The 22,548-nt window shown below is 71.4% G+C and carries 18 protein-coding genes; 11 read left to right on the forward strand and 7 right to left on the reverse strand.

The window, feature by feature from the left end:
• Positions 1-302 precede the first annotated feature (302 nt).
• The 7 genes from D455_RS33740 to fxsT all read left to right on the forward strand — a co-directional run bounded on the left by D455_RS33740 (position 303) and on the right by fxsT (position 10,106).
• On the forward strand, positions 303-494 hold the full coding sequence (locus D455_RS33740; protein ID WP_017571132.1) for a hypothetical protein: 192 nt from the start codon (positions 303-305) through the stop codon (positions 492-494).
• Between the two features lie 67 nt (positions 495-561).
• Positions 562-1,068, forward strand: coding sequence for a MarR family winged helix-turn-helix transcriptional regulator (locus D455_RS0112865; protein ID WP_017571133.1), 507 nt, complete (start codon positions 562-564; stop codon positions 1,066-1,068).
• Positions 1,069-1,255: 187 nt separating this feature from the next.
• Complete coding sequence (locus D455_RS0112870; protein WP_017571134.1) at positions 1,256-1,696, forward strand: DoxX family protein; 441 nt, start codon at positions 1,256-1,258, stop codon at positions 1,694-1,696.
• Between the two features lie 238 nt (positions 1,697-1,934).
• On the forward strand, positions 1,935-2,873 hold the full coding sequence (locus D455_RS0112875; protein WP_026122580.1) for a trypsin-like serine peptidase: 939 nt from the start codon (positions 1,935-1,937) through the stop codon (positions 2,871-2,873).
• Complete coding sequence (locus D455_RS0112880) at positions 2,870-4,450, forward strand: effector-associated domain 2-containing protein (protein ID WP_241480241.1); 1,581 nt, start codon at positions 2,870-2,872, stop codon at positions 4,448-4,450. The genes D455_RS0112875 and D455_RS0112880 overlap by 4 nt, the downstream gene beginning before the upstream one ends.
• Positions 4,447-5,625 (forward strand): AAA family ATPase, encoded by a 1,179-nt coding sequence (locus D455_RS0112885; RefSeq protein WP_017571136.1) that lies wholly within the window; start codon positions 4,447-4,449, stop codon positions 5,623-5,625. Before D455_RS0112880 ends, D455_RS0112885 begins: the two co-directional genes overlap by 4 nt.
• Positions 5,622-10,106 carry an FxSxx-COOH system tetratricopeptide repeat protein gene (gene fxsT, locus D455_RS0112890; protein ID WP_017571137.1) on the forward strand — a complete coding sequence of 1,495 codons (4,485 nt, stop codon included), beginning with the start codon at positions 5,622-5,624 and terminating at the stop codon, positions 10,104-10,106. The genes D455_RS0112885 and fxsT overlap by 4 nt, the downstream gene beginning before the upstream one ends.
• 45 nt (positions 10,107-10,151) lie before the next feature.
• Here the strand turns inward: fxsT and D455_RS35900 are convergent, their stop codons facing one another.
• Positions 10,152-10,349, reverse strand: a complete 198-nt coding sequence (locus D455_RS35900) for a DUF397 domain-containing protein (protein ID WP_026122581.1) — start codon at positions 10,347-10,349, stop codon at positions 10,152-10,154.
• A 618-nt stretch (positions 10,350-10,967) separates the two neighbouring features.
• Here D455_RS35900 and D455_RS0112905 point away from each other — a divergent pair.
• The gene (locus tag D455_RS0112905; protein ID WP_017571139.1) at positions 10,968-11,645 is read left to right on the forward strand and encodes a response regulator transcription factor; all 678 of its coding nucleotides are present in this window, start codon (positions 10,968-10,970) and stop codon (positions 11,643-11,645) included.
• A gap of 3 nt (positions 11,646-11,648) precedes the next feature.
• A complete protein-coding gene (locus D455_RS0112910; RefSeq protein WP_017571140.1) occupies positions 11,649-13,028 on the forward strand; it encodes a sensor histidine kinase in 1,380 nt (459 codons plus the stop codon).
• 64 nt (positions 13,029-13,092) lie between these two features.
• Here the strand turns inward: D455_RS0112910 and D455_RS0112915 are convergent, their stop codons facing one another.
• Complete coding sequence (locus D455_RS0112915; protein WP_026122582.1) at positions 13,093-14,043, reverse strand: TAXI family TRAP transporter solute-binding subunit; 951 nt, start codon at positions 14,041-14,043, stop codon at positions 13,093-13,095.
• Positions 14,044-14,228: 185 nt separating this feature from the next.
• Here D455_RS0112915 and D455_RS0112920 point away from each other — a divergent pair, with 185 nt between their 5' ends.
• Positions 14,229-15,794, forward strand: coding sequence for an SLC13 family permease (locus D455_RS0112920; protein WP_017571142.1), 1,566 nt, complete (start codon positions 14,229-14,231; stop codon positions 15,792-15,794).
• Positions 15,795-16,146: 352 nt separating this feature from the next.
• Here the strand turns inward: D455_RS0112920 and nhaA are convergent, their stop codons facing one another.
• Positions 16,147-17,418 (reverse strand): Na+/H+ antiporter NhaA, encoded by a 1,272-nt coding sequence (gene nhaA, locus D455_RS0112925; RefSeq protein WP_026122583.1) that lies wholly within the window; start codon positions 17,416-17,418, stop codon positions 16,147-16,149.
• A gap of 232 nt (positions 17,419-17,650) precedes the next feature.
• Between nhaA and D455_RS0112930 the strand changes: the two genes are divergently transcribed.
• A complete protein-coding gene (locus tag D455_RS0112930; protein WP_017571144.1) occupies positions 17,651-18,583 on the forward strand; it encodes an alpha/beta fold hydrolase in 933 nt (310 codons plus the stop codon).
• A 205-nt stretch (positions 18,584-18,788) separates the two neighbouring features.
• On the opposite strand, the gene D455_RS0112935 is transcribed toward D455_RS0112930, so the two are convergent.
• The 4 genes from D455_RS0112935 to D455_RS0112950 all read right to left on the reverse strand — a co-directional run bounded on the left by D455_RS0112935 (position 18,789) and on the right by D455_RS0112950 (position 22,535).
• Positions 18,789-19,124 (reverse strand): DUF2795 domain-containing protein, encoded by a 336-nt coding sequence (locus D455_RS0112935; protein ID WP_017571145.1) that lies wholly within the window; start codon positions 19,122-19,124, stop codon positions 18,789-18,791.
• A gap of 171 nt (positions 19,125-19,295) precedes the next feature.
• On the reverse strand, positions 19,296-20,381 hold the full coding sequence (locus D455_RS0112940) for an LLM class flavin-dependent oxidoreductase (RefSeq protein ID WP_017571146.1): 1,086 nt from the start codon (positions 20,379-20,381) through the stop codon (positions 19,296-19,298).
• Between the two features lie 182 nt (positions 20,382-20,563).
• A complete protein-coding gene (locus D455_RS0112945) occupies positions 20,564-21,676 on the reverse strand; it encodes an ABC transporter substrate-binding protein (RefSeq protein ID WP_017571147.1) in 1,113 nt (370 codons plus the stop codon).
• Between the two features lie 13 nt (positions 21,677-21,689).
• Positions 21,690-22,535: an ABC transporter permease gene (locus tag D455_RS0112950; RefSeq protein WP_017571148.1), complete on the reverse strand. Its 846-nt coding sequence runs from the start codon at positions 22,533-22,535 to the stop codon at positions 21,690-21,692.
• Positions 22,536-22,548: the final 13 nt, after the last annotated feature.

A 22,548-nucleotide genomic window follows, 5' to 3' on the forward strand; every position in this document is an offset into this window, starting at 1 on the left:
GACACCCCTCCGGAGGCGGGCGGCTGGTGGCCCCAGAAGCACAGGTATCTGGCCCGCCCGGTCGAGGCGATCAGTTCCTCCACGGTGCGGGCGTCCGCGGGAGCTCGTGTGTCCGTCATGCGGGGGAGTGTTCCAGACGGCACCGACACACGGGCCGGGTTCCGCGCGGGCTCCACCCGGACCAGTGGCGGGTTCGCGTACGCCCCGGGCGGGTGTCGACACGCCCGGGACGGGATACGCGGACTCCGTAGTAGCGTTGCGGGGAACCTCGGAAGTCGTAGGTCAGAGGGGCTCCGTCCGCCGTGGCGCCGACGGTGGGCGGAGCGCCCCTCCAGCGCGCGGAGACCGCGAGGACCGCGGTCGTGCGGGCCACACCACCAGACCAGTCGGCCAACCGGCGGCTCCGCTCGGTGCCGTCCGCCAGCGGCGCCCCGTGGTCGAGGTGCGGGGACGGCATGCGCGTCGACCGCCGTGCCATGGACGTCCTCCGGTGACCGGGAGATGGGATATTTGACCGAAACACAGTCGAACTCTCACGTTGTTCCTGGGGGCACGGGCCCGATGGCCGAGACGAGGTGGCTCGACGAGGGGGAGCAGCAGACCTGGCGGGCCTTCCTGTCCGCGGTCAACCTGCTGGAGGGGGCGCTGGACCGGCAGCTCAGGCGGGACTCCGGCATGCCCCACGCCTACTACCAGATCCTCGTGAAGCTGTCCGAGGCGCCCGAGCACGAGCTGACGATGACCCGGCTGGCCCGGATGCTGCACTTCCCGGCCAGCCGCCTCTCGCACGCCGCCGCGCGCCTGGAGGAGGACGGGCTGATCTGCAGGTTCAAGCGGCCGGACAACCGGCGCACCACGATCGCCGGGCTCACGCCGAGGGGGATGGACGTGCTGCGTGCGGCGGCTCCGGGGCACGTGCACGAGGTGCGGCGCGTGCTCTTCGACGCGCTCACCGGCGACCAGGTCGCGCAACTGCGCGACGTCGCGGAGACCATGCTCGGTGTGCTCGACCCGGAGGGAAGGGAACCCCGGTACGCGGGGTCGGACGGTACCGTGCGCCAGGACTGAACCACATTCTGTTATCCGCTCTCACCAGGGTGGACGTCTGGTGGGAGAAATCTCCGGTTTTGGCACTCTATGTGTCTGGGCGGATGCGTATTATCATGTACCTTCCCAGGAAAAGGTTGTAGTCTCAAGCTTTGCGGCGAGGCCGCGACCTCCTCCTGGGGTACCCGCTCACAGAACAGGAACCGCTATGACCGAGAACCCGCTCATGTCACGGACGGGAGACGTCACCGCGCTGCTCGCGAGAGCGGCGGTGGGCGTCGTCTTCATCGCCCACGGCTGGCCGAAGCTGACCGGCCTCGAGGGCACCGCCCAGGGCTTCGCGTCCATGGGGATCCCCTTTCCCCAGTTCTCCGCCCTCCTGGGCGCCCTCATCGAGGTGGGCGGGGGCGCGGCCCTCGTCGTCGGCCTCGCCCTGCCCCTGACCGGACTCCTTCTCGCCTTCATGATGACCAGCGCCTACTTCTTCGCCCACATGGGCGACCCGCTGGTCGGCGGATTCGAGTTCCCGATGGTCCTCGGCGTCACCGCGCTGGCCCTCGGCTTCGCGGGCGGCCGTTACTCCCTGGACCGCCTCATGCCGTGGGGACGCCCCCGACGCCGGACCCCTGAACCCGTACCGGCCTCCTGAACAGGGCGTCGGGCCGTCCGTAGCCGGAAACGGACGGCCTGGCACCAGGAACCTCTTTCCTTTACTTGATTATCTTTATTCACTATTCGCACAGAACATCACCGCTTACCTTTGTGTCGTTGCCTTCGCTCTCCGGGGCTTTTGTGAATGATGGGTAGAATACGTGCACCGCAAACAGTGAGCGGGATCGCGCACCGGGGCCCGGTCCCGGGCGCCCCGCCCGCCGAACGGGAGCACCGTGTCCCACCTGGCCCCCCGTACGTTCGACCCCGACTGGCAACTGCGCGTCACCGACCGGCACGGCACGGCTCTCCACGGATCAGCGGTGCTGGTCGCGGCCGAGTACGCGGTCACCTGCGCCCACGTCGTCCGTGAGGCCGTGGCCGGGTCCGGGGCCGACGAGGCCGGACCCGGGAGCACCCTGCGCCTGGACGCCCCGCGCGGCGGACCGAGATGGGAGGCCACCGCCACGGTCACCGCCGACGGCTGGTGGTGGGAGACCTCCGCGCCCTGGGACGTGGCGGTCCTGCGCCTGGACCGCCCCGCCCCGGCGCGTCCCGCCGTCCCCGCACGCCACCGGGTCGGGGACCGCGTCCGCGTCCTCGGCTTTCCCCGCGCCGAGACCGGCCTCTGGGTGACCGGCCGGATCACGGGCACGGGCGGCAGCCGTTTCGGCTACGTCCAGATCGACGTCGACTCCGACGCGGGTTTCACCGTCCTGCCGGGCTCCAGCGGCAGCGGTGTCCGAGAGGAGAGGGAGGACGCCCTTCTCGGCCTGCTCTGCGAGGCGACCGGGAGCGGCGGGGCTGGCTGGATGATTCCGATGGAGGCGATCCCCCGGGTGTGGCCGACCGAGCGGACCGGCGCGGACGCGGTGGCGGCCGGTGGGCGGGAGGCGCTCACACGCACCGCCAGGGCGATGACGGACCTGCGCACCCTGCTCCTCCCCGATCTGCGCCTCGACCTCTACGTCGCGCTCGACCCCCGTCTGCGCCGCAGACTCCGCGCGGACCAGGACCTCCAGGCCTTCACCACACAGCTGGTCGTCCTCGCGCACGAGGAGTACGGCCTCCTCGGTGAGGTCCTCGGACTCCTCGACGAACGGGAGGACGGCAGTGCGGGGATGATCCGGGTCCGCGAGGCCGCGGCCCCGCTCCTGGGGAGCTCGTCCGGGTGAGGGAGGGGACGGCCGCGGTCGAGGAGAGGACGCCGCCGGGAGGGCCCGGGCCGCCCGTCTCCGCGGACGGAGGGGTGGAGGAACTGGTCGACGCCCTGTGCGAGATCCGGTGCGTCCTCCTCCCGTGGTCGCGCGAACAGCTGGTGTACCAACTGCCGACGCGGATACGGCGGAACCTGCGGATGGAGGGCTCGGCGGTCGAGTTCGCCCGGAACCTGGTCCGCCTCTGCCTGGATCAGGTGCGTCTCGGCTGCCTCGTGCGCTGGATCCTCCACCTGGAGGAGGGCGGCCGGAGCTCTCGGGAGGTGGCCAGGGCCGCGGAGCCGCTGCTCCACGCCGAGGAGTGGGAGCAGCTGTGCCACCTCCTGCCCGTCGGAACCACCGACGACGACGTCCGCCTCGTCCGCCGGGAGCTGCGGGAACACCACCCGGACGCGGTCGGCCGGGCCTTCGAGGCCGCCCGACCCGACCGTTTCGCCCTCTCCGAGGCGCCGCCGCGCACGGCCTGGGACCTGCTCGTGGACCTGGCCGAGATGTCCGTGCCCGAGGGCGGCGAGATCCCGCTGCGGGTGTTCTGCGCGCTGCTCCCCGCCGCCGTCCCCCTCCGTGACTGCGCCGACCTGGTCGCCCGCTGGAGCGGAGAGGGCCGCGACGACCCGTCCGCGCCGCAGGCGTCGCGGACCCCCGCGCGGCTCGTCGTCCACGTCACCCAGGTGGGGAGCAGGGACCGCTACGACGTGGAGTACTGGACGCTGCTCAGCGAGAGACGGGGGCGTGCGCCGGACTTCTGCGACCACGGCCACGCCGCGGACGTGGACCCCGAGCGCATCGGCGACCACGTCGGCGGCCTGCTCACCCTCATGGAGGTGGACCGCCGCACGGGTCACCACGAGGGCACGCGGGTCGAACTGGTGGGACGGCTGGACCTGCTCCGCCGCCTGGAGGCCGAACGATGGCAGGAGGCCGGGGAGGGCGGCCGGAGGCTGGGCGCCCGGGCCGAGGTGGTCTACCGGGCCGAGGAGCTGGTGGACCCCGCGCGCGGGGACACCGAGCGGGCCCGGCGCACCCGCGCCCGCCGCTGGGAGGGGCTCGAGGACACGTGCGAGGTCCTGCACCTGGACACCGCGCACGCCGCGGGGGAGCGGACGCGCAGGGACGGGCGAACCTACCGGGAGCCCCTGGCGGAGCGGCTCCAGAGCGACAGGATCGTCGTCCTCTCCGTCCCCTCGCATCTGGACGACTGCCACATGCCGGTCTGGTCGGCGATCACGATCGGGGTTCCGGTTGTGGTGTGGCGTTCCGCCAACAATGGACCGGGAATCAGTCCGTGGCTGAATCTGGGGAAGGTGGGGCGAGAGGTGGCGGTGTCGCCCGACAGAATACGGGCACTCCCCAAGGCGCTCCACCAATCCCGTTCGGGATGCGTTTCCCCGGACGATACCGGGTACATCGAAGAAAGCTTCGAGGTCGCCGTCTTCTACCACGACTCCCTTCCGGTTCTGCCCGCCCCCCGACAGATGACCCTCCCACAGCATCCGACAGCCCCCCTTGGGCGCGGCTCGAAGGGCCTGCCATGACCACACCAGCCGAACCCGGGTCGACCAACTCCGCGCCGGAGTGGTGGATCTTCCACGGCACAGGTCAGCCTCGCCCCCACCTGGACCTCACCGCCCAGCTCCCCCCGCCTCCCCGGTGGCGCACCTACGGCGGCGGACGGGACCCCGCCGGATCCGGCGCGGACTCCGTGCTCTACGACCCGGGGCGGGACGCCGCGGAGTCCGGGGCGGAGAGCGAACGCCACCTGGGCCCCGCCCTGCCCCGGGCCCTCCCGATCCCCCTGGGGCCGCACCGACGCCACCTGCTGGACAAGGCCAACGCGGCCATCTGCCTGCGCCGACCGCTGCTGCTGGTCGGGCCGCCGGGGGTCGGCAAGTCCAGCCTCGCCCACCAGATCGCCCGTGAACTGGGTCTGGGCCGGGTCCTGCGCTGGGCCGTGACCAGCCGGAGCACCGTGCGCGACGGCCTGTACTCCTACGACCCCCTGACCCAGATCCACGACCTCAACCTGGAGAACGCCCGGAACCGGGTCCTCGGCGTCCGGGACCGCCGGTACGCGGCGTCCGACGGCGCCGAGGCCGACGTGCACCTGCGCAGCAGCGCCGAGTCGATCGGCCGCTACCTCACCCTGGGCCCCCTGGGCACCGCCTTCCTGCCCACCCGGCTGCCCCGGGTCCTGCTGGTGGACGACTTCGACCTCGGCGACTACGACCTGCCCGGCGACCTGCTCGACCTCTTCGAGAACGGCGGCTACGGCATCCCCGAACTGGGCAGGCTCGCCAACGTGGCCGGGACGATCCGCGTGGCCACCGACGATCCCGGCCGTACGGCGGCGGTCAGGCACGGCGAGGTTCTCTGCTCGTCCTTCCCGATCACTGTTGTGACCTGCAATGACGACAGGGACCTGCCGCCCGCGTTCCTGCGCCGGTGCATCCCGGTCCGGATGGGGCCGCCGGACGAGGAGGAGCTGGTGGCGGCCGTGGCCGGGCACTTCGACGGCGAAGCGCCCGCCGGTACGCGGACCCTGGTCTCCGAGTTCCTGAGGAGGACCGCCGACGGCGACGGTCTCGCCGTGGACCAGCTGCTCAACGCCGTGCACCTGGTCGGTGCCATGGGGCGGGGGGAGCCCGGGCCGGAGCAGGTCCGCCACCTCTCCGACCTGCTCTGGCACCGTCTCACGGAAACCCCGGGATGAGCTCCGGGGAGCAGCCGGGGGACGACCGCCCCCGGGACTCCGGCGACCGGACGATCGGTGCCCTCGGGGGCCTGACGCCCATGGAGTGGGCGGACGCGGTCCATCTCGCGGCCCTCCAGGAGCGCGCCGGGGCCGCGCGGCGCGACCACCCGGTGCCGGGGAACGACGCTCCGGGGCCCGGGGAGCCCGACGGATCGCGCCCACCGCCCGATTCCGCGCCCTCCCCGCCCCCGCCGTCCGGGTTCCGGGAGGTGGCCTCCCCCCGCGCCGGACACACGCCCCGGGAACGCGCCCCGGAGCCGTCCCCGGCACCGGACCCGGGACCGCCGGACCCGGGTCCGCCGGAGGAGACCGTGCCGGAGGGGCGTCCGCCCGTGGAACCCCCCGGCCTCGTCCAGCCGGTCCTGGACCGGCGCCAGGAGCTGGTCACCGCCCTGCGCCCCTTCAACCTCAAGGAGGTCCGGGGGCGTCCGGACCGGGTCGACCCCGAGGGCACCGCGCGCAACTACGCCCGCTCGCTCCTGGACAGCCTCCACTGGGCCGAGGACGAGCGCGGGAGCGTCGGCGTCCCGGTGGTGCCGGAACTGCGCGCGGGCCGGGAGAGGGCGGTCGACCTCACCCTCCTCGTCGACGACGGCGTCACCATGGTCTTCCAGCGCGGACTGGTCGGGGAGTTCGTCCGGCTCGCGCGCTCCAGCGGGATCTTCCGCGAGGTCGTGCCCCTGTACTTCGACTCCGGCCGCACCGGTCGGCCGAGACCGCGGGACGAGCACGGGCGGCCGGGACGCCTCGGCGGGAGGGGGAGCGTACACGCGGTCCTGTTCCTCACCGACGGGCTCGGCGGCGCCTGGCGCGACCGGGGGTTCCAGGACTGGGTCGCCGGGATCGCGGACCGCGGCGCGGTCGCGATCCTCCACCTGCTCCGGCCCCGCCTGTGGCGACGCGGCGCGATCGCCACCGTTCCCATGGAGCTGGGCACATCCTGGCGAGCCGGGCCCGGTACCGCGAACACCCGTTACGTGCGGGAGCGGACGCTCACCGACCCGGTGGCGGAGGAGGACGGACGGGTCCCGGGGGTGCTCGTCCCCGTGCTGCCGCCGCACCCGCGCACGGTCCACGACTGGGCGGCCTTCGTGATGGGGCGGGGCCGCGGGCGACTGTGGGCGCACACCGCGGAGTTCCCCGCACGGGAGGCCCCCGTCCTCCCCGGGGCGCCGGACCAGGAGACGACGGCCTTCGACGCGGAGCGGGAGGCTCGGCGGTTCCGGCAGCTGGCCAGCCCCGAGGCGTTCGACCTGGCGGTGGCCCTGGCCGCCGTTCCGCTCGACCCGCGCCTGGTCGGGGCGGTCTGTGAGGACGTGCTGGGACGCGCCACGCCCTCGGAGCTGACGGAGGTCTTCTTCAGCGGCCTGGTGCGGATGGACGGCGGCGCGGGGGACGCGGACGGTCCGGTCCGGTGGGACTTCCAGCCGGGGGTCAGGCGGGCACTGCTGTCGCTGGGCGGCCGGGTCTCCGACATCCGCCGGATGCTGGGCCTGGCGGCGGAGCGCCTGCGGCGGGTGGATCCCTGGTTCGACGACCTCCTCCTCATGCTGCGGGGCAAGAACGTCGACGCGCCGAAAAGGACGCGGGCCTCCCGCCACTGGGCGAATTCCATGCTCCCCGCGGTGGAGAGCGCGGCCCTCACCCGGCATTACGCGAACCCCATCAGCGAGTACGCGGATATCGGTGGGACACGGGGGACTCGCGGTGCGAAGGAAACGCCGGAGATCAGACGGCCGCCCTCCACTGGTCTAGTATTGCCGCAGGTTTCCGGACCTGCGCTTGTGGACGAGAACAACGGCGGGAAGGCGCGGAACAGAACACCCTTTTCCGAACGGCCGGGGAAAGAAACTCATATGGCCACGAAACCGTCAATCGAGGATAGAATGCAGGACTCTGGTGACGTGTACAGCGATCGTACGGCCCGGTCGTCCGCGGGTGGCCGACCGCTCAACGCGGTCTGGGTTCAGGTTCCGCGCAGGAACAACGCCTTCACGGGCCGCGAGGAACTGCTCTCCGCGCTGAGGGCACAGCTGGTCATGGGACGACGGCAGGTCATCACCGCGTTGAACGGGATGTCGGGGGTCGGCAAGACCGAACTCGCGAAGGAGTACCTGTACCGGTACGCGTCCGACTACGACCTGATCTGCTGGATCCCCGCCGCCCACGGCAACCAGCTGCGCGAGAGCTTCTCGGTACTGGCCTCCCGGCTCAGGCTGGACAGCGCGGGCGCGGGCAGCGGGCACGTGTTGGAGAACGTGCTGGAGGCCCTGCGTCAGGGCACCGACTACCCGCGCTGGCTCCTCGTCTTCGACAACGCGCAGGCCCGGTCCGAACTGGATCAGTATCTTCCTGTCGGGGGCGAGGGCCACGTGATCATCACTTCTCGGGACTCCAGCTGGACGGTGCGGGGCGGCGACGCCTACCTCTCCGTCCGCGAGTTCGACCGGTCCGAGAGCATCGAGCTGCTGAAGCGGCGCGGTCCCGCGTCGCTGACCAGCGAGGAGGCCAACGAGCTGGCGCGCGAGCTGGGCGATCTGCCGCTCGCGCTCAACCAGGCCGCCGTGTGGCTGCACGAGAGCGGTATGGCCACCCGGGAGTACCTGCGGCAGTTCGCGGAGAAGAGCGAGGAGATGCTCGCACTGCTGCGTCCGGTGGACAGCTCCTACCCGGTGGCCGTCGCCGCCGCGTGGAACGTGTCCCTGGACCGCCTGGCCACGACCAACCCCGCGGCGCTCCAGCTGCTCCAGCTCTGCTCCTTCATGGCGACGGCGCCCATCCCGCGGTCCCTGTTCAACTTCGCCCGGGGCATCGAGGGCCCGGCGGAGCTGCGCGGCGCCCTGGAGGACCCCGCCCGGCTCGGCATGGCCATCCGCGACATCGGGCGCAACAGCCTCGCCCACATCGACCACCAGCGCAACACCCTCTCCCTGCACCGGCTGGTGCAGCGCGCGGTCCAGGCGCCGATGAGCGAGGAGGAGCGCGAGGAGCTGCGCCACTGTGCCCACCAGCTGCTGGGCCGCAACGACCTCCAGGTGCTGGGGGCGGACTCCCTCGCCCGGTACACGGAGCTGTTGCCGCACGTGTGGGCCTCCGAACTGTGGAACTGCACCGACCCCTGGGCACGCAACCTGGTGGGACAGGTGTGCCGGATCGCGGTGGCCCGCCAGGAGTACGACGAGGCCCGTCAGCTGGGCGACATCGCCCACACGTTGTGGCGGCGGCAGCTGGGGGAGAGGCACCCCGCGACCCTGGGCATGGCCGTGAAGGTCTCCACGGCCATGCGCGGACAGGGCTACCTGGAGCAGGCCCTCGACCTGTGCGGGTCCACGCTGGAGATCCTGCGGGAGGAGCAGAGCCCCGAGGACCCCGAGACCCTGGAGGCGGAGATCCAGTACATCCGCACCCTGCGTTTCGTGGGCCGGTTCCGGGACTCGCTGACCGCCGCCGCCGACGCCTACCACCGCCGGGTGCGCCTCTTCGGCGAGGACGATCCGCACACCCTGCTCACCGCGCACTTCCGCGCCTTCAACCTCCTGCTCAGCGGTGACCCCCAGGCCGCGACCGAGCAGTACCGCGACACCCTGACCCGGCTGGAGGCCGTCTTCGGCCCCGACCACCCGCGCACCCTGGGCACCAACAACGGCTACGCCGAGGCGCTGATGGAGAGGGGCCGGTACCGGGAGGCGGAGGAGGTCCAGGCCAACCAGGTCGACCGGGTCATCGAACTCCTCGGGGACGAGGACGACAACAACGTCCTCATCAACCAACGCACCCTGGCCGTCATGCGCCGACGCGTGGGCCACCACAGGGAGGCCCTCGCCCTCTCCGAGAGGGTCTGGCAGCGCTTCCGGGTCAAGTACGGCGTGGACGACAACGAGACCATGTACGCGGCGCTCGTGCACTCCATGTCGCTGAGCGCGGTCCACCAGTACGACGAGGCGCTGGAGCTGGCCCAGACCACCGGCGAGCGCTACGTCAAGCTCCTGGGGGAGCGGCACCCCTACGTCGGGGCGGCCGACGTCAACAGGGCGATCGTCCTGCGTCACCTCGGCCGGGTGGGGGAGGCACGCGAGCTGGACGAGCGTTCCCTGGAGCTGTTCCTGGACCGGGTCGGCGCGCACCATCCCAGCAGCCTCGCCTGCATGGTGAACCTGGCCAACGACCACTTCCTCACGGGGGACGCGGTCGGTGCCAGGGAGAGGGACGAGGAGGCGCTGCGCGGCTGCGCGAGGGAACTGGGGGAGTCGCATCCGATGACCCTGCTGGCGCGGCGCAACCTGCTCGTGGACCGCAGGGCCCAGGGCGAGGACGTCGACGCCGAGTTCGTCGCCGTGGAGGACCGCTACCGCGAGGTCATGGGGCCGGATCACCCCGCCACGCTCAGCATCCGCAAGACCGTGCGCGGCGACGCCGACATCTACCTCTCCCAGATGTGACCGCCGGGGTCCGGGGAGGCGCTGCCCGCTCCCCGGACCGCGCGGTCAGGCGTCCACGGCGATCCGGAGCAGCGCGACCCACTGGTGCGCGGGCAGGGCCAGAGTCGCGTGGTCCCGGTGTGTGGAGTCCCGGAGTCCGACGCACCGGGGCGGCCTCAGCATGACCTCGACGCAGCTCGCACTTTCTCCGCTGCTGTGGCTCGACGTGCGCCACCGGCCGGGCTCCCGTCCCAACCCTTTCACGGACGCTCCCGCACGTTCTGTCCTCGCTGGTCGTTCCTACACACGCGGCGGCCTCGATTCTCCCAGTTCCACCATTGGTTGCTTCCGTTTCCCGAGCCGCCCCGAAAGGACGGTCGGCTCCGGTTCGCTTATGTATTCCGATGATTTCAGGGGCCGACTTGTACATGCCCACTGGGATGATGATCATGTTGTCCGGACTCCTCCGTTCCGGGACCAGGGCATAAAGTGGCGCGCATGATGCGCCCCTCGGCGGTGCCGGGGCGGGGTGATCGGCGTCCCCACACCACTCACACCGGTTTCTGTTCCGCAGTGCCCGTACCTGTGGGCACCACGGCCACACGTGTGCGGGTGGCGCGGGGCGGGCGAGGTAATTCCCCCACTCCCCACCAGGGAGAATCCGCTTTACCCGGAAACTCCCCGGGGCCGGGGAGTTTCCTTCCATTGTCGGGGAGGTGTCGGCCGCTGCCACCCGACCGCGGAGCATACAATTGCGCCTCCGGAATGGCCGACAAGGCCCGGAGCTGGCCGAATTCTCCGTTCCGCCGGCGGGTCGGGGCCCGGGCGGGAGGCGGGGCGCACCCCGGCGGTGTGCCGTGACCGGGGCGAACACTGCCTACCATGCTGGACATGCGCATTCTCGTGGTCGAGGACGACGACCGTGTCGCCCGCGGTCTGGTGACCGCCCTCCGGTCGGCGTCCTTCGAGGTCCAGAGGGTCGCCACCGCCGAACGCGCCCTGAGCGCCCCGTCCGCCGACGTCGTCCTCCTCGACCTCGGCCTTCCCGACACCGACGGCATCGACCTGCTCCGCAGGCTCCGCGACCGCCCGCAGACCGCCATCATCGCCGTGACCGCACGGGGTGAGGAACGCGACCGGGTACGCGGCCTCAGGGCCGGGGCCGACGACTACGTCGTCAAACCGTTCGGTGTCGCCGAGCTCCTCGCCCGCATCGACGCCGTCCTGCGCCGCACCCGGGCCGCGCGGGCCGAGGCCGCCGACGAGGAACCTCCCCTGCGGATCGGTGAACTCACCGTCGACCCGGGCTCCCGAGCGGCCAGCGTCGGCGACACGGAACTCCAGCTGACCCGCAAGGAGTTCGACCTGCTCTCCCTCCTGGTCTCGCGCTCTCCGTCGGTCGTCGCCCGCGACCAGATCCTCGACCAGGTGTGGGGCACGGCCTGGGAGGCCTCCTCCAGGACCCTGGACACCCACATCGGCTCGCTGCGGGCCAAACTCGGCCACGCCGTGCGGATCCGGACCGTGCGCGGTGTCGGCTACCTCCTCGACCGGGCCTGAGCCTTGCTCCGCAGACTGCTCGCCATCCTGCTGCCCGCCGCGTTCGTCCTGGTCGCCGCGGCGGTCATCCCCCTGGGAACGGTCATCGCCCAACAGCGGACCCAGGAGGTCTACGTCGACCGCCTGGGGGACGCGGGCCGCTTCGCCTCCCTGGCGCGTACCGCCCTGGAGACCGATCGCCCGGAGGCGCTCGTCCAGGAACTGGACCGGTACGAGGCGCTCTACGGCATCCCGGTGGTCGTGGTCGCCCCCAACAGGGACATCATCGCCGGGTCCGGAAGCCTGGCACACCAGCGCGCGGTACTCGCGGAACTGGGTTCGCCCGAGACCCTCACCGTCGCCCTGGCCGGGGAGCGCCCGGCCCCGCCCACCACCGTCCGGCCCTGGGACTCCTCGCCCCTGGTGATCGCCGAGCCCATCGGTCGGGACAGCGAGGTGGCCGGGGCGGTCATCCTGGCAGCCCCCACCGACCGCCTCGGCACCGACATCCTCGGCTCCTGGGGCTGGCTCGCCCTGTTCAGCCTGGTGCCCCTGGGGCTGTTGGTGACCGCATCGCTGCCGCTGTCGCGCTGGGTCCTGCGGCCCATCGGACGGTTGGACGCCGCCACCACCGCGGTCGCCTCGGGGGACCTGGACGTGCGGGTGGACGCCGAGCGCGGTCCGCCGGAGCTGCGCCGTCTCACCGAGTCCTTCAACACGATGGTCGGTGTGGTGAGCGGGGCGCTCGAACGCCAGCGTGCCTTCGTCTCCGAGGCCTCCCACCAGTTGCGCAACCCCCTGGCCAGCCTGCGCCTGGCGGTCGAGAACCTCGCGCCGCACCTCACCACGGAGGAGGCCCGGGAGGCCCACGCCGTGGCCGTGGACGAGACCACGGCCATGCACCGGATGCTCAACTCCCTGCTGGCCGCGACCCGCCTGGAGAGCGTCACCGGCACCGAGGCGGTGGAGGTGTCCGAGGTGCTGGAGAGCCGTGTGGAGCGCTGGCGCGCCCTGGGCGGGGCACGCGGAATGGCGGTGTCCGTCGACGTTCCCGAGGGGATGCGGGTCCTCGCGCCGGCCGGAGGCCTGGGCAGCATCCTCGACGAGCTGGTGAGCAACGCCCTGCGCCTGTCCGGCGGAACCCGGGTGGAGGTGCGCGCCGAGGAGGGCGATCCCGCGCGGATCAGCGTCCTCGACGACGGGGAGGGGCTTCCGGAGGAGGAGCGCGAGGCCGCCCTGGACCGTTTCTGGCGTTCGTCCCGACACCAGAACACCGAGGGGACCGGTATGGGGCTGGCGATCGTCGCCGACCTGGTCCGCGACGCCGGAGGCGGGCTGACGCTGGGCGAGGGCCTGGACCGGACCGGGTTCGGCGTGGTGCTCACCCTGCCGCGCGCGGACTGACCCGGGTTCGGCGAAGCGTTCGCGGAGACCGCCGTGCGCGCCCGCCGCCCGGACCGCCCGGCGGTCAGGAGGGTTTGTTGTCCCGGTACCAGCGCGCGGCCCCCGGGTGGAGGGGTACCACGCCGGTCGAGATGCCGGTGCGCACGTTGATCTGGGCCGCCTCGGGCCGGGTGGCGGCGATCCGCCGCGCGCCGGTGTAGACGGTGTCGGCGACCACGTGGGCGAGGTCGTCGGGCAGGTCGGCCGGACACAGCAGCAGGTTCGGCACGGACATGGTGGGACAGGCGGGTACGCCCTCGTAGGTCGTTCCCGGGATGGTGGCGGGGAAGTACGTCACGGGGTGGGACTCGGCCATCACCGCCGCCGTGTCGGAGAGGTCGATCAGGCGCGTCGCGTGCTCGCGGGCCAGTTCGGCGATGGCCGGTGTGGGCAGCCCGGTCAGCGAGAACATCGCGTCGATCTCCCCGCGCGAGAGCGCCTCGGCGGAGGACGCCTGGTCCAGGCGTACCTCCTCCATCTCCAGCCCGGTCTCCTCGACGATCTGGTCCACGGTGAACCCGGTGCCGGAGCCGGACGCGCCGACCGAGACGCGCCGGCCCTCCAGGTCGTCCAGGCCGCGCACGGGCGACCCGTCCAGGACCACGAGGTGCACGAAGCTGTCGTAGAGGCGGCCGATCGCGCGGAGGGGACCGGACTCCGCCACCTCCTCGGCGAGGATGGAGTCGAGGTTGGCCAGGCCCAGGTCGGCCTCGCCCGCCTCGATGAGGCGCAGGTTGTCGTGCGAGGCGCCGGTCTCGACGGACCGCACCCGGGTGTCGGGCAGGCGGGCGTCCAGCAGCTCCGCGATCTCCGCGCCGATCTCCCGGTACACGGCCCCGGGCGGGCCCGTGGCCACCACGAGCGACGGCGGCGAGGGAGAGGGGCCGCGCCACGCGCACCCGCCCAACGCGACCGCGACGACGGCACCCGCGGCTCCCCGCAGGGCAGCGCGCCGGTGAGGTCCTCTTGGATGCATACGTGCAGCTTAGGCGCCACGGAACGGATCACTGAGTGTCCCAGGTCACTGGCGCTCGGTGGCCCAATGTCAGAGGAACCTCAAATCTCGGGTGAGAGCTTGGCCACGGAATGGGGAGATCACCACCATCACTATGTCAAGTCGGATTAACCGGACGGTAAGGCCCACGACACATCGGAGGAGACATGACGTCCAAGCAGGGTGTCGACGCGCCCGACACCACATCCCCCACACAGGACGGCAGGCCCACGAAGGGCACTCCGCCCTCACGTGTCATCGGGCTGGTCGCGGGCCCCCTGGTCGGCCTGCTGGTCTACTTCCTCATGCCGGACATGCCGCTGCCCCTCGCCGAGGGCGAGCAGGGCGAGCCGACCCTGTCGGCCAACGGGCGCGCGGTGGCCGCGGTGACGGCGTTCATCGCCATCTGGTGGGCCACCGAGGCCATCCCGATCCCGGTCGCCTCACTGCTGCCGCTGGTGCTCTTCCCCGTCCTGCTGGAGGGCACCTCCGTCGACGACGTCGCCTCGTCCTACGGCTCGGACACGATCTTCCTGTTCATGGGCGGCTTCATGCTCGCCCTGGCGATGCAGAAGTGGAACCTGCACAAGCGGATCGCGCTCTTCATCGTCTCCAAGGTCGGCTCCAACACGGCGGGCCTCGTCGGCGGCTTCATGATCGCCACCGGGTTCATCACCATGTGGGTGTCGAACACGGCCACCAGCGTGATGATGCTTCCCGTCGGCCTCTCGGTCGTCGCGCTGATCACCCAGTTCCGTGACGGGAGGACCGACGCGAACTTCGCCACCGCGCTCATGCTCGGTATCGCCTACTCGTCCTCCATCGGTTCGGTGGCCACCATCATCGGCACGCCGCCCAACGTCCTGATGGTCGGCTACCTCTCCGACGTCCACGGCATCGACATCGGCTTCGGCGAGTGGATGCTGGTCGGTCTGCCGCTGGCCGCGATCTTCATGCTCATCGCCTGGTTCGTCCTGGTGAAGGTCTTCCCGCCGCAGGTCAAGAAGGTCGAGGGCGCGCAGGAGCTCATCCGCGGGGAGCTCGACGAGATGGGCCCGATGTCGCGCGGCGAGAAGTTCGTGCTCGCGATCTTCGCCTTCGCGGCGCTCTCCTGGATCTTCGTCCCGATCCTGGCCGACACCGAGACCATCGGCGGCGCCCTGCCGTGGCTGGGCAACATCAGCGACGCCGGTGTCGCGATGACCGTCGCGGTCCTGCTCTTCCTCGTCCCGGTCAACCGCGGGAACCGTCTGCTGGACTGGGACACCGCCGTCCAGCTCCCGTGGGGCGTCCTGCTGCTCTTCGGCGGCGGCCTGGCCATCTCCGGGCAGTTCACCGACTCCGGACTGAGCAACTGGATCGGTAACCAGGTCTCCGTCCTCCAGGGCGTGCCCGCATGGGTGCTGATCCTGGTCGCGGCCGGGCTGGTCCTGTTCCTGACCGAGCTCACCAGCAACACCGCCACCGCCGCCACCTTCCTGCCGATCCTCGGCGGTGTCGCGGTCGGCATGGACATCAGCGTCCTGTCCCTGGTGGTCCCGGTGGCCCTCGCCGCCACGATGGCCTTCATGCTCCCGGTGGCCACCCCGCCGAACGCGATCGTCTTCGGCTCCGGCCACGTGCGGATCGCCCAGATGATGAAGGGCGGCGTCTGGCTCAACATCATCGCGATCCTCATGATCCTGGTCGCGATGTACACCGTGGTCAGTTGGGTCCTGGGCGTCAGCCTCTAGGAACGCGGCCGTCCGCTCCCCCGCCCCCGGCCCCAAGGGTCGGGGGCGGGGGAGCCTTTCGTCGTCTCCGCGCCCTTCGGTGCGGTGGTCGAGACGGGTTACCGGACCGTCCTGTTCGCCGCGATCCCGCGCTCGGAGCGAGGTTCGGCGGCCTGCCGCCAAGCGACTGTCGCGACAGGAGAAGGGGACTTGTCGAGATCCTCGGCCGGGGCGGCCCAACCCGGAGCCTGACGGGGACGACCGTTGAGCTCGGCGGCCACCCCGTCCAACTCCCCCTGCGACGGAGAAACGGCCCGCCTCCCCGAACTCAAGAACGGGAGGCGGGCCGTCGCGCGCGGTCGTCCGTGTCCGCCTACTCGGACGGATCGCCGGTGGTGTCGGCCCGGCGTTCCAGCTTCCGGTAGTGCCGGGACCGGGCGCCCAGGATGAACGTGGCGAGAAGGGTCGCGACCAGGGAGGCGACCAGCACACCCGTCTTGGCGTGCGCCAGGTGCTCGGGCGCGTCCGCGAACGTCAGCTCGGTGATCAGCAGGGACACGGTGAAGCCGATACCGGCCAGCTGCGACATGCCGACGATGTCGATCCACCTCAGGTCCGGGTTGAGCTCGGCGCTGGTCACCTTCGTGGTCAGCCACGCGCCGCCCGCGATACCGACCATCTTTCCGAGGACGAGGCCCGCGATGATGCCCAGCGCGGCGCTGTCGGTGAGGACCTGGCCGAAGCCGTCGAAGACCACCCCGGCGGAGAAGAACGCGAAGATCGGCAGGGCCAGACCCGCGGACCAGGGCCGCAGCAGCTGCTCCACGCCGTGGCTGGGGTCGTGCTTCTCACCGGGCAGCTTGTTGGTGCGCATGAGCAGACCCATGGCCACGCCCGCGATGGTGGCGTGTACGCCGCTCTCGTGGACCAGGAACCAGATCACGAGGGCCAGGGGGACGTAGACCAGCCAGTTGGGGACCACCGACGCGTTGAACCTGGCGGCCAGCCCCCTGCCCCGCTGGAGGTACCAGAAGACCGCCAGACCCACGACGGCGGCCAGCAGGGACAGGAAGTGGATACCCGAGGTGTAGAAGACCGCGATGACGATGATCGCGCCGAGGTCGTCCACGATCGCCAGCGTCAGGAGGAAGGTCCGCAGCGCGGTCGGCAGCCCCCGGCCGACCACCGCGAGGATCGCGACGGCGAACGCGATGTCGGTCGCCATCGGGATGCCCCACCCGTGGATGGTGTCGGGCGAGGTGAAGTTGATGGCGGCGTAGATGACGGCGGGCACGATCATGCCGCAGACGGCGGCGACGATCGGCAGCATGGCGCGCCTGGGGTTGCGCAGCTCGCCGTGGACGAACTCCTGTTTGAGCTCGTTGCCGACGACGAAGAAGAAGATCGCGAGGAGTCCGTCGGCCGCCCAGGTCTCCAGGGACAGGTTCAGGTGCAGGGCCTCGGGGCCGAAGGTGATCGAGCGCAGGTTCTCGTAGACCTCGCCGAGGGGCGAGTTGATCCAGACGAGCGCGAGGGCTGCGGCGCCGATCAGCAGGAAGCCGCCGACGCTGTCGTTGCGGAGCACATCGGCGAGCCGGGAGAGCGGTCCCGGCCTCTCAGCGCGCAGGATCGGATCAATACTCATGTGCAACTTTCCGGGTGTACGACGATCAGGACTCGCCGACCAGTCTTCCCGGCACACCTAGGCACTCGCGCGCCTCGCCCATGCTCGCCGAAGATGGGATGAATGTCCAGTCCAGGGGTGGTGTGCCCGTTCCGAGCGGCACGCCAACACGGGTGAAGTACAGTCTTCCGGAGGTGTGCCGGGAAGACTGGTCGGTGGTCGTTGTCGCCTACGCTGAAACCACAGGTGTCCCATGCCCGAGACCAGTCCGCGGGACGGCGGCCCCCACGACGGCAGGCCGCGCGTCGGGGGCCCGCGAGGCGGGTGCGTCTACCGCTCCGAGGCCGGGGAGCGCCAGATCCGCGCCTGGTGCGAACAGCGGATCGCCGCGTGGTCCGAACTCACCGCGCTACCCGTGACCGACACCGCACTCGGCCCCACACGCGCCTTCCGCACCACGCGTACCACTGACCGGGAGACGCCCCCGGTGCTCGTCCTGAGCGGGACCAACTTCAACTCGGCGACGTCGGTGGACTGCGCCCGGGTCATCGCCCGCGACCGGGAGGTCGTCCTGGTCGACCTGCCCGGACAGCCGGGGCTCAGCGCCGGTGTCCGGCCGCGGACGGAGAGGGCGGCGGCCTACGGCTCCTGGTTCGACGAGGTGCTCCCCAGGCTCACCGACCGTCCCGTCACGGTGCTCGCCCACTCGCTCGGAGCGGTCGTGGCACTGGCGTCCAAACCCTCCCCGCTCGTCCACGCCCTGGTCCTGGTCGGTCCGGCGGGCCTGACCTCGGCGGCCGTGAGCTCCCAGCTGATGCGGGTCGCCCTTCCGTGGATGATCGGCCCGCGCGAGGACAAGAGCACCCGCCTGCTCAACTTCATGAGCGGCCCCGGGTACGCCGCCACGGGCACGCACCCCCACGCCGAGTGGATGACGCTGGTCGGCCGCCACTGCCGGACCAGCCTGGCCCCGGGGGCCCTGCCGCTGGAGTGCCTGCGCCCCTGGGGGGACACCCCCGTCATCGTGGCCACCGGCTCCCACGACGTGTTCTACTCCCCCGCGCGCCTGCACGGCCCGGCCCACCGCTTCCTGGACGCGGACGTGGCCGTCCTGGAGGGGGCGGGCCACCTGGCACTGGACGAGCGGCCCGAGCGGATCGCCGAGCTGATCCGCTCGGTGGACTGACACGCCCGGTGGACCGCCGCGTCCCCTCCCAGCGGTGAGGGGACGGCCGGGACCGCCCCCCTCGCGCGGTGGAGTCGGAGGACGGTCGTCGGCCCGCGGCCTCCTCCTTCCGCCGCCGTGCTCGGGGCGGCGATCGGACCGGACACACGTCCGCCCCCGGAGCCGGATGACCGGTTCCGGGGGCGGACGCGCGGGGCGGACCCCGTCAGGCCTTGCGGTTCTCGCCCAGCTCCTCCTCGATGGGGTTGACCGGTCGGCTCTCCTTCGTCGACTCGGACATACCGGGCTTGGTGTGCTCCCTGCGCAGCTGCGCACGCGCGGACTCCGTGTGCGAGTCCGTCTCGGAGCGGGGCAGGGGCACCGAACGCAGCACCTCTTCACGCTGGTTGTACTGGGCGGGCGGGATGGACCGCAGGGCGCTGAGCAGTTCCTCGTCGGCGCCCGCGTCCCGGGCGCGGGCCACGATCCGGTCCTTGTCCACGGGAAAGTCCAGCTCTCCCAGGATGTCCTGTAGCCCCTCGATGCCACGCTTGACGCTCATGTCAGTCCCTCCGACTCGTGCGGGGGTCGGGCCGCTCGCGCCGGTCAACAGCGGTGGGCGGCCTGACCTGCGGTGACACGGAGACTGACTACCCGGTCGAGGAGAGCCCCAACCGTCCGCCGCCCCGGCCCCGTCAGGGGACCGGGGCGGCGGACGGGGCGCACCGCCCCGCTACGCGTCCTTCTCCCGCTCGGGGCGCAGCAGCGGCATGACCCTCTCACCGAACTCCGCCAGGTCGGCGTGGTAGTCCGGGAAGATCAGCATCAGACCGTCGAGCTCGGCGTACTCCACGATCTCGCGGATACGCCCGGCCACCGTCTCCGGGGACCCCGTGACGAACGGCGTCTGGAACGCCTCGTCCTCGGGGCGCTCGGAGGTCAGCGACAGGGCCTTGTCCAGGGGCAGGCCCCACGACCGCTTCATGTTGACGAGGGCGTCGATGTCCGCGCCGCGGCCGTACTCCAGCCTCCGCTCCTCGGCGGCGGCGTCGGTCTCGTCCATGACGACGGTGAGCATCGAGTACGTCCGGATGCTCCGCCCCTCCTTCGCGGCGCGCTCCTTGACGTCACGGCTGGCGGTGCGCAGACCGGGCAGGTCCTCCGCGGTCAGGAACGAGCCGTCGCAGTGCCGGGCCTGGAAGTTCAGGCCGGTGTCGGAGCGGCCCGCGCTGATCAGGGTCGGCGCGGGGGAGGGGTGCGGCCGCGAGCGGCAGTCGTCGAGGTGGAAGAACTCGCCGTCGTGGGTCACCGAGTCCTCGGTCCACAGCCGCTTGAGGACGCTGGTCCACTCCTCGGTGTAGCGGTACCGGTCGCCGTGGCCGATGTCCTCGCGCCACAGACCCATCTGGGCGAACTCGTCCACGTAGGAGCCCACCACGATGTTCATCCCGGCCCGGCCACCACTGACGTCCTGGAGGGTGGTGTACATCTTGGCCGCGAGGGCCGGGTGGAACAGGTTCGTGTGCACGGTCGCCCACACCTTGACGTGCTCGGTGGCCTCCGCGAGCCCCGACATCATCGTCATCGACTCGAGGGTGCGACCCCAGTGGTCGGTCGCGCCGTCGTAGCCGCGCCACTTGCCCATGGACATGACGAAGTCGAGTCCGTAGGCGTCGGCCAGGACCGCGGCCTTCTTGTTGTACTCGTAGGTCGCCTCGGGGTGCGGTGCGGTCTCCGAGACGATCCACCCCCCGTTGCCGATGGGCAGGAAGATGCCGTACTCGGTCTCGGCGGCCGAAGACCCGCCTGGTTCTGACATCCCTGGTTCCTCGTTTCTTGCTCTCACGTCCCGGGCCGTGTACGCCCCGGGACGTCCTTCGCGCGCCAGGCGCGGTTTTCGGGGTGCGCCCCGCGCCGCGCGGTGTCGCGCGGCGCCGGGGCCGTGCGGCCTTCACCGGGTGGACGGTCCGTGTCCCGTCCACCGCCGTGTCCGGCCGGCGGCTACTCTCCGCCGGGCCAGTCCACCTGTCCGGCGATGTGGACGGCCTCCAGGTAGCGGGGGTCGAACAGGGGCTCCAGTTCGGGCATCTCGTCGAGCTGGTCGTTGTCGATGAGCGTCCGGACCTCGGCCTCGGTCAGGCTCAGGTCGATGTAGCCCCTCGTGGAGTCGTCGGGGGTGGAGGCCTTCACCAGCTCCTGCTCGGCGTTCCAGATGCGCAGGTTGTGCTCGGAGTCGTATCCCGCCTCGGCCAGATCGGCGGCGTACCCGACGCACTCCTCACCGTTCTCCTGGCAGTGGTCGAAGGCGCGGGCGAGCGCCCGCAGGTAGTCCTCCACCACCGTCCGGTTCTCCTCGGCCCACTCCGGGTTGGTGGCCATCACCCCGAATGAACCCACGACCCCGTACTCCTCGGGGAGCCACTCGTTGAACTCCTCGCCCATGTTGGTGAGGAGGAAGGGCTCGTTGGAGCGGAACGCGGTCAGTGCCTGCACCTGGTCGCGGGGCAGCACGCTGGGGTCGTAGCCGACCTCCACGATCTCCAGGCTGTCCATGTCGACCCCGGCTTCGGTGAGCATGGCCGCCAGGGGCGCGGGCACCATGCCCTTGTGGCCCAGGGTGGTACCCTCCAGGTCCTTGAGCTCCTCGATGTCCGTGCCGGTCAGCAGGCTGGCGATGGGGACGTGCCCGTAGGTGGAGATGCCGATGACGTTGTGTCCGGCGTTGTTGGCCTGGACGACCTCGGCCTCGTTGCCCAGGGACGTGAAGTGGGCGGTGCCCGCCGACACCAGTTGGGAGTTGCCGATGGTGTCACCGCTGCCCGGCTTGATCTCCACGTCCAGGCACACGGCCTCGAAGTAGCCGAGGGCGTCGGCGGCGATGGCCTCCAGGATGCTGACCGAGGACTGGTACTGGTAACCGGTGATGTAGGTGATCGTCCCGGCGGCGCGGTTGGTCTCGCAGCGCTCCTCGCCGATCACGGTGGCGACCTCGGGGGTGTCCTCGGTGGCCTCCTCCCCGGCGCACGCGGCGGTGAGGAGGAGGACCGACGCCGCTGCCGCCGCTGCGAGTGAGCGTTGGCGTCGACGACGGGGGCGGTGAGGCGGAGTGGTCATGGGGATGTGTTCCTTAGGAGGTGGGGCGCTGCTGGGACTCGTGCCAGAACAGCAGCCTGCGTTCGAGGACGGTGATGAGTGCGAGCATCAGCACGCCCATGGCGGCCAGACAGGCGACGGCCGCGTAGACGTACTCCAACCGGGCGGTCGCGGCCGAGTTGCGGATCATCGTGCCGAGCCCGCTTGAGGACCCGGCCGCGACGAACTCCGCGACCACGGCGCCCACGATGGACAGGGGGAACACCACTCGCAGCGCGGCGAGGGTGTAGGGGAGGCTGCTGGGGATGCGCAGCCGGAACAGCACCTCCATGCGGGAGGCGTGCAGGGTGGAGAAGACGTGCAGGACGGGGACGGACACCGACCGCAGTCCCGTGGTCACGTTGATGAGCACGGGGAAGAACGTGATGATCGCGGTGACGATGACCTTGGGGGTCATGCCGAACCCGAACGCCACCACCAGCGCGGGGGCGAGCGCGACGACCGGGGTCACGTTCAGGACCACGGCCATCGGCATGATCGCGCGCCGCAGCAACGGGATCTCCGACATCAGCAGGGAGAGCACGAACGCCGTGCCCGCGCCGCAGGCCACACCCGACAGCGCGATGCTCAGGGTGGACCAGGCGTTGTCCAGGAACAGCGCGGGGTCCTCGACGAGGACCGCTCCGACCTCAGCCAGCGGAGGCAGGAGGTAGGGCTGGTCCTCCGCGATCGCCGACCAGGCGAAGCCGAAGAGCACCACCGCGACGGCGGTGGGCAGCCACAGGCCGATCCCCAGTCCGAGTCGACGTCGGCGGGGGGCACGGCGGTGCGGGTGCGCCTCGTGGCCCGGGCGGGGCCGGGCGGGCGTGCTGGTGGCCACGGTCTCTCCTCCT

This window comes from Nocardiopsis halotolerans DSM 44410 (assembly GCF_000341065.1).
GTDB lineage: Bacteria > Actinomycetota > Actinomycetes > Streptosporangiales > Streptosporangiaceae > Nocardiopsis > Nocardiopsis halotolerans.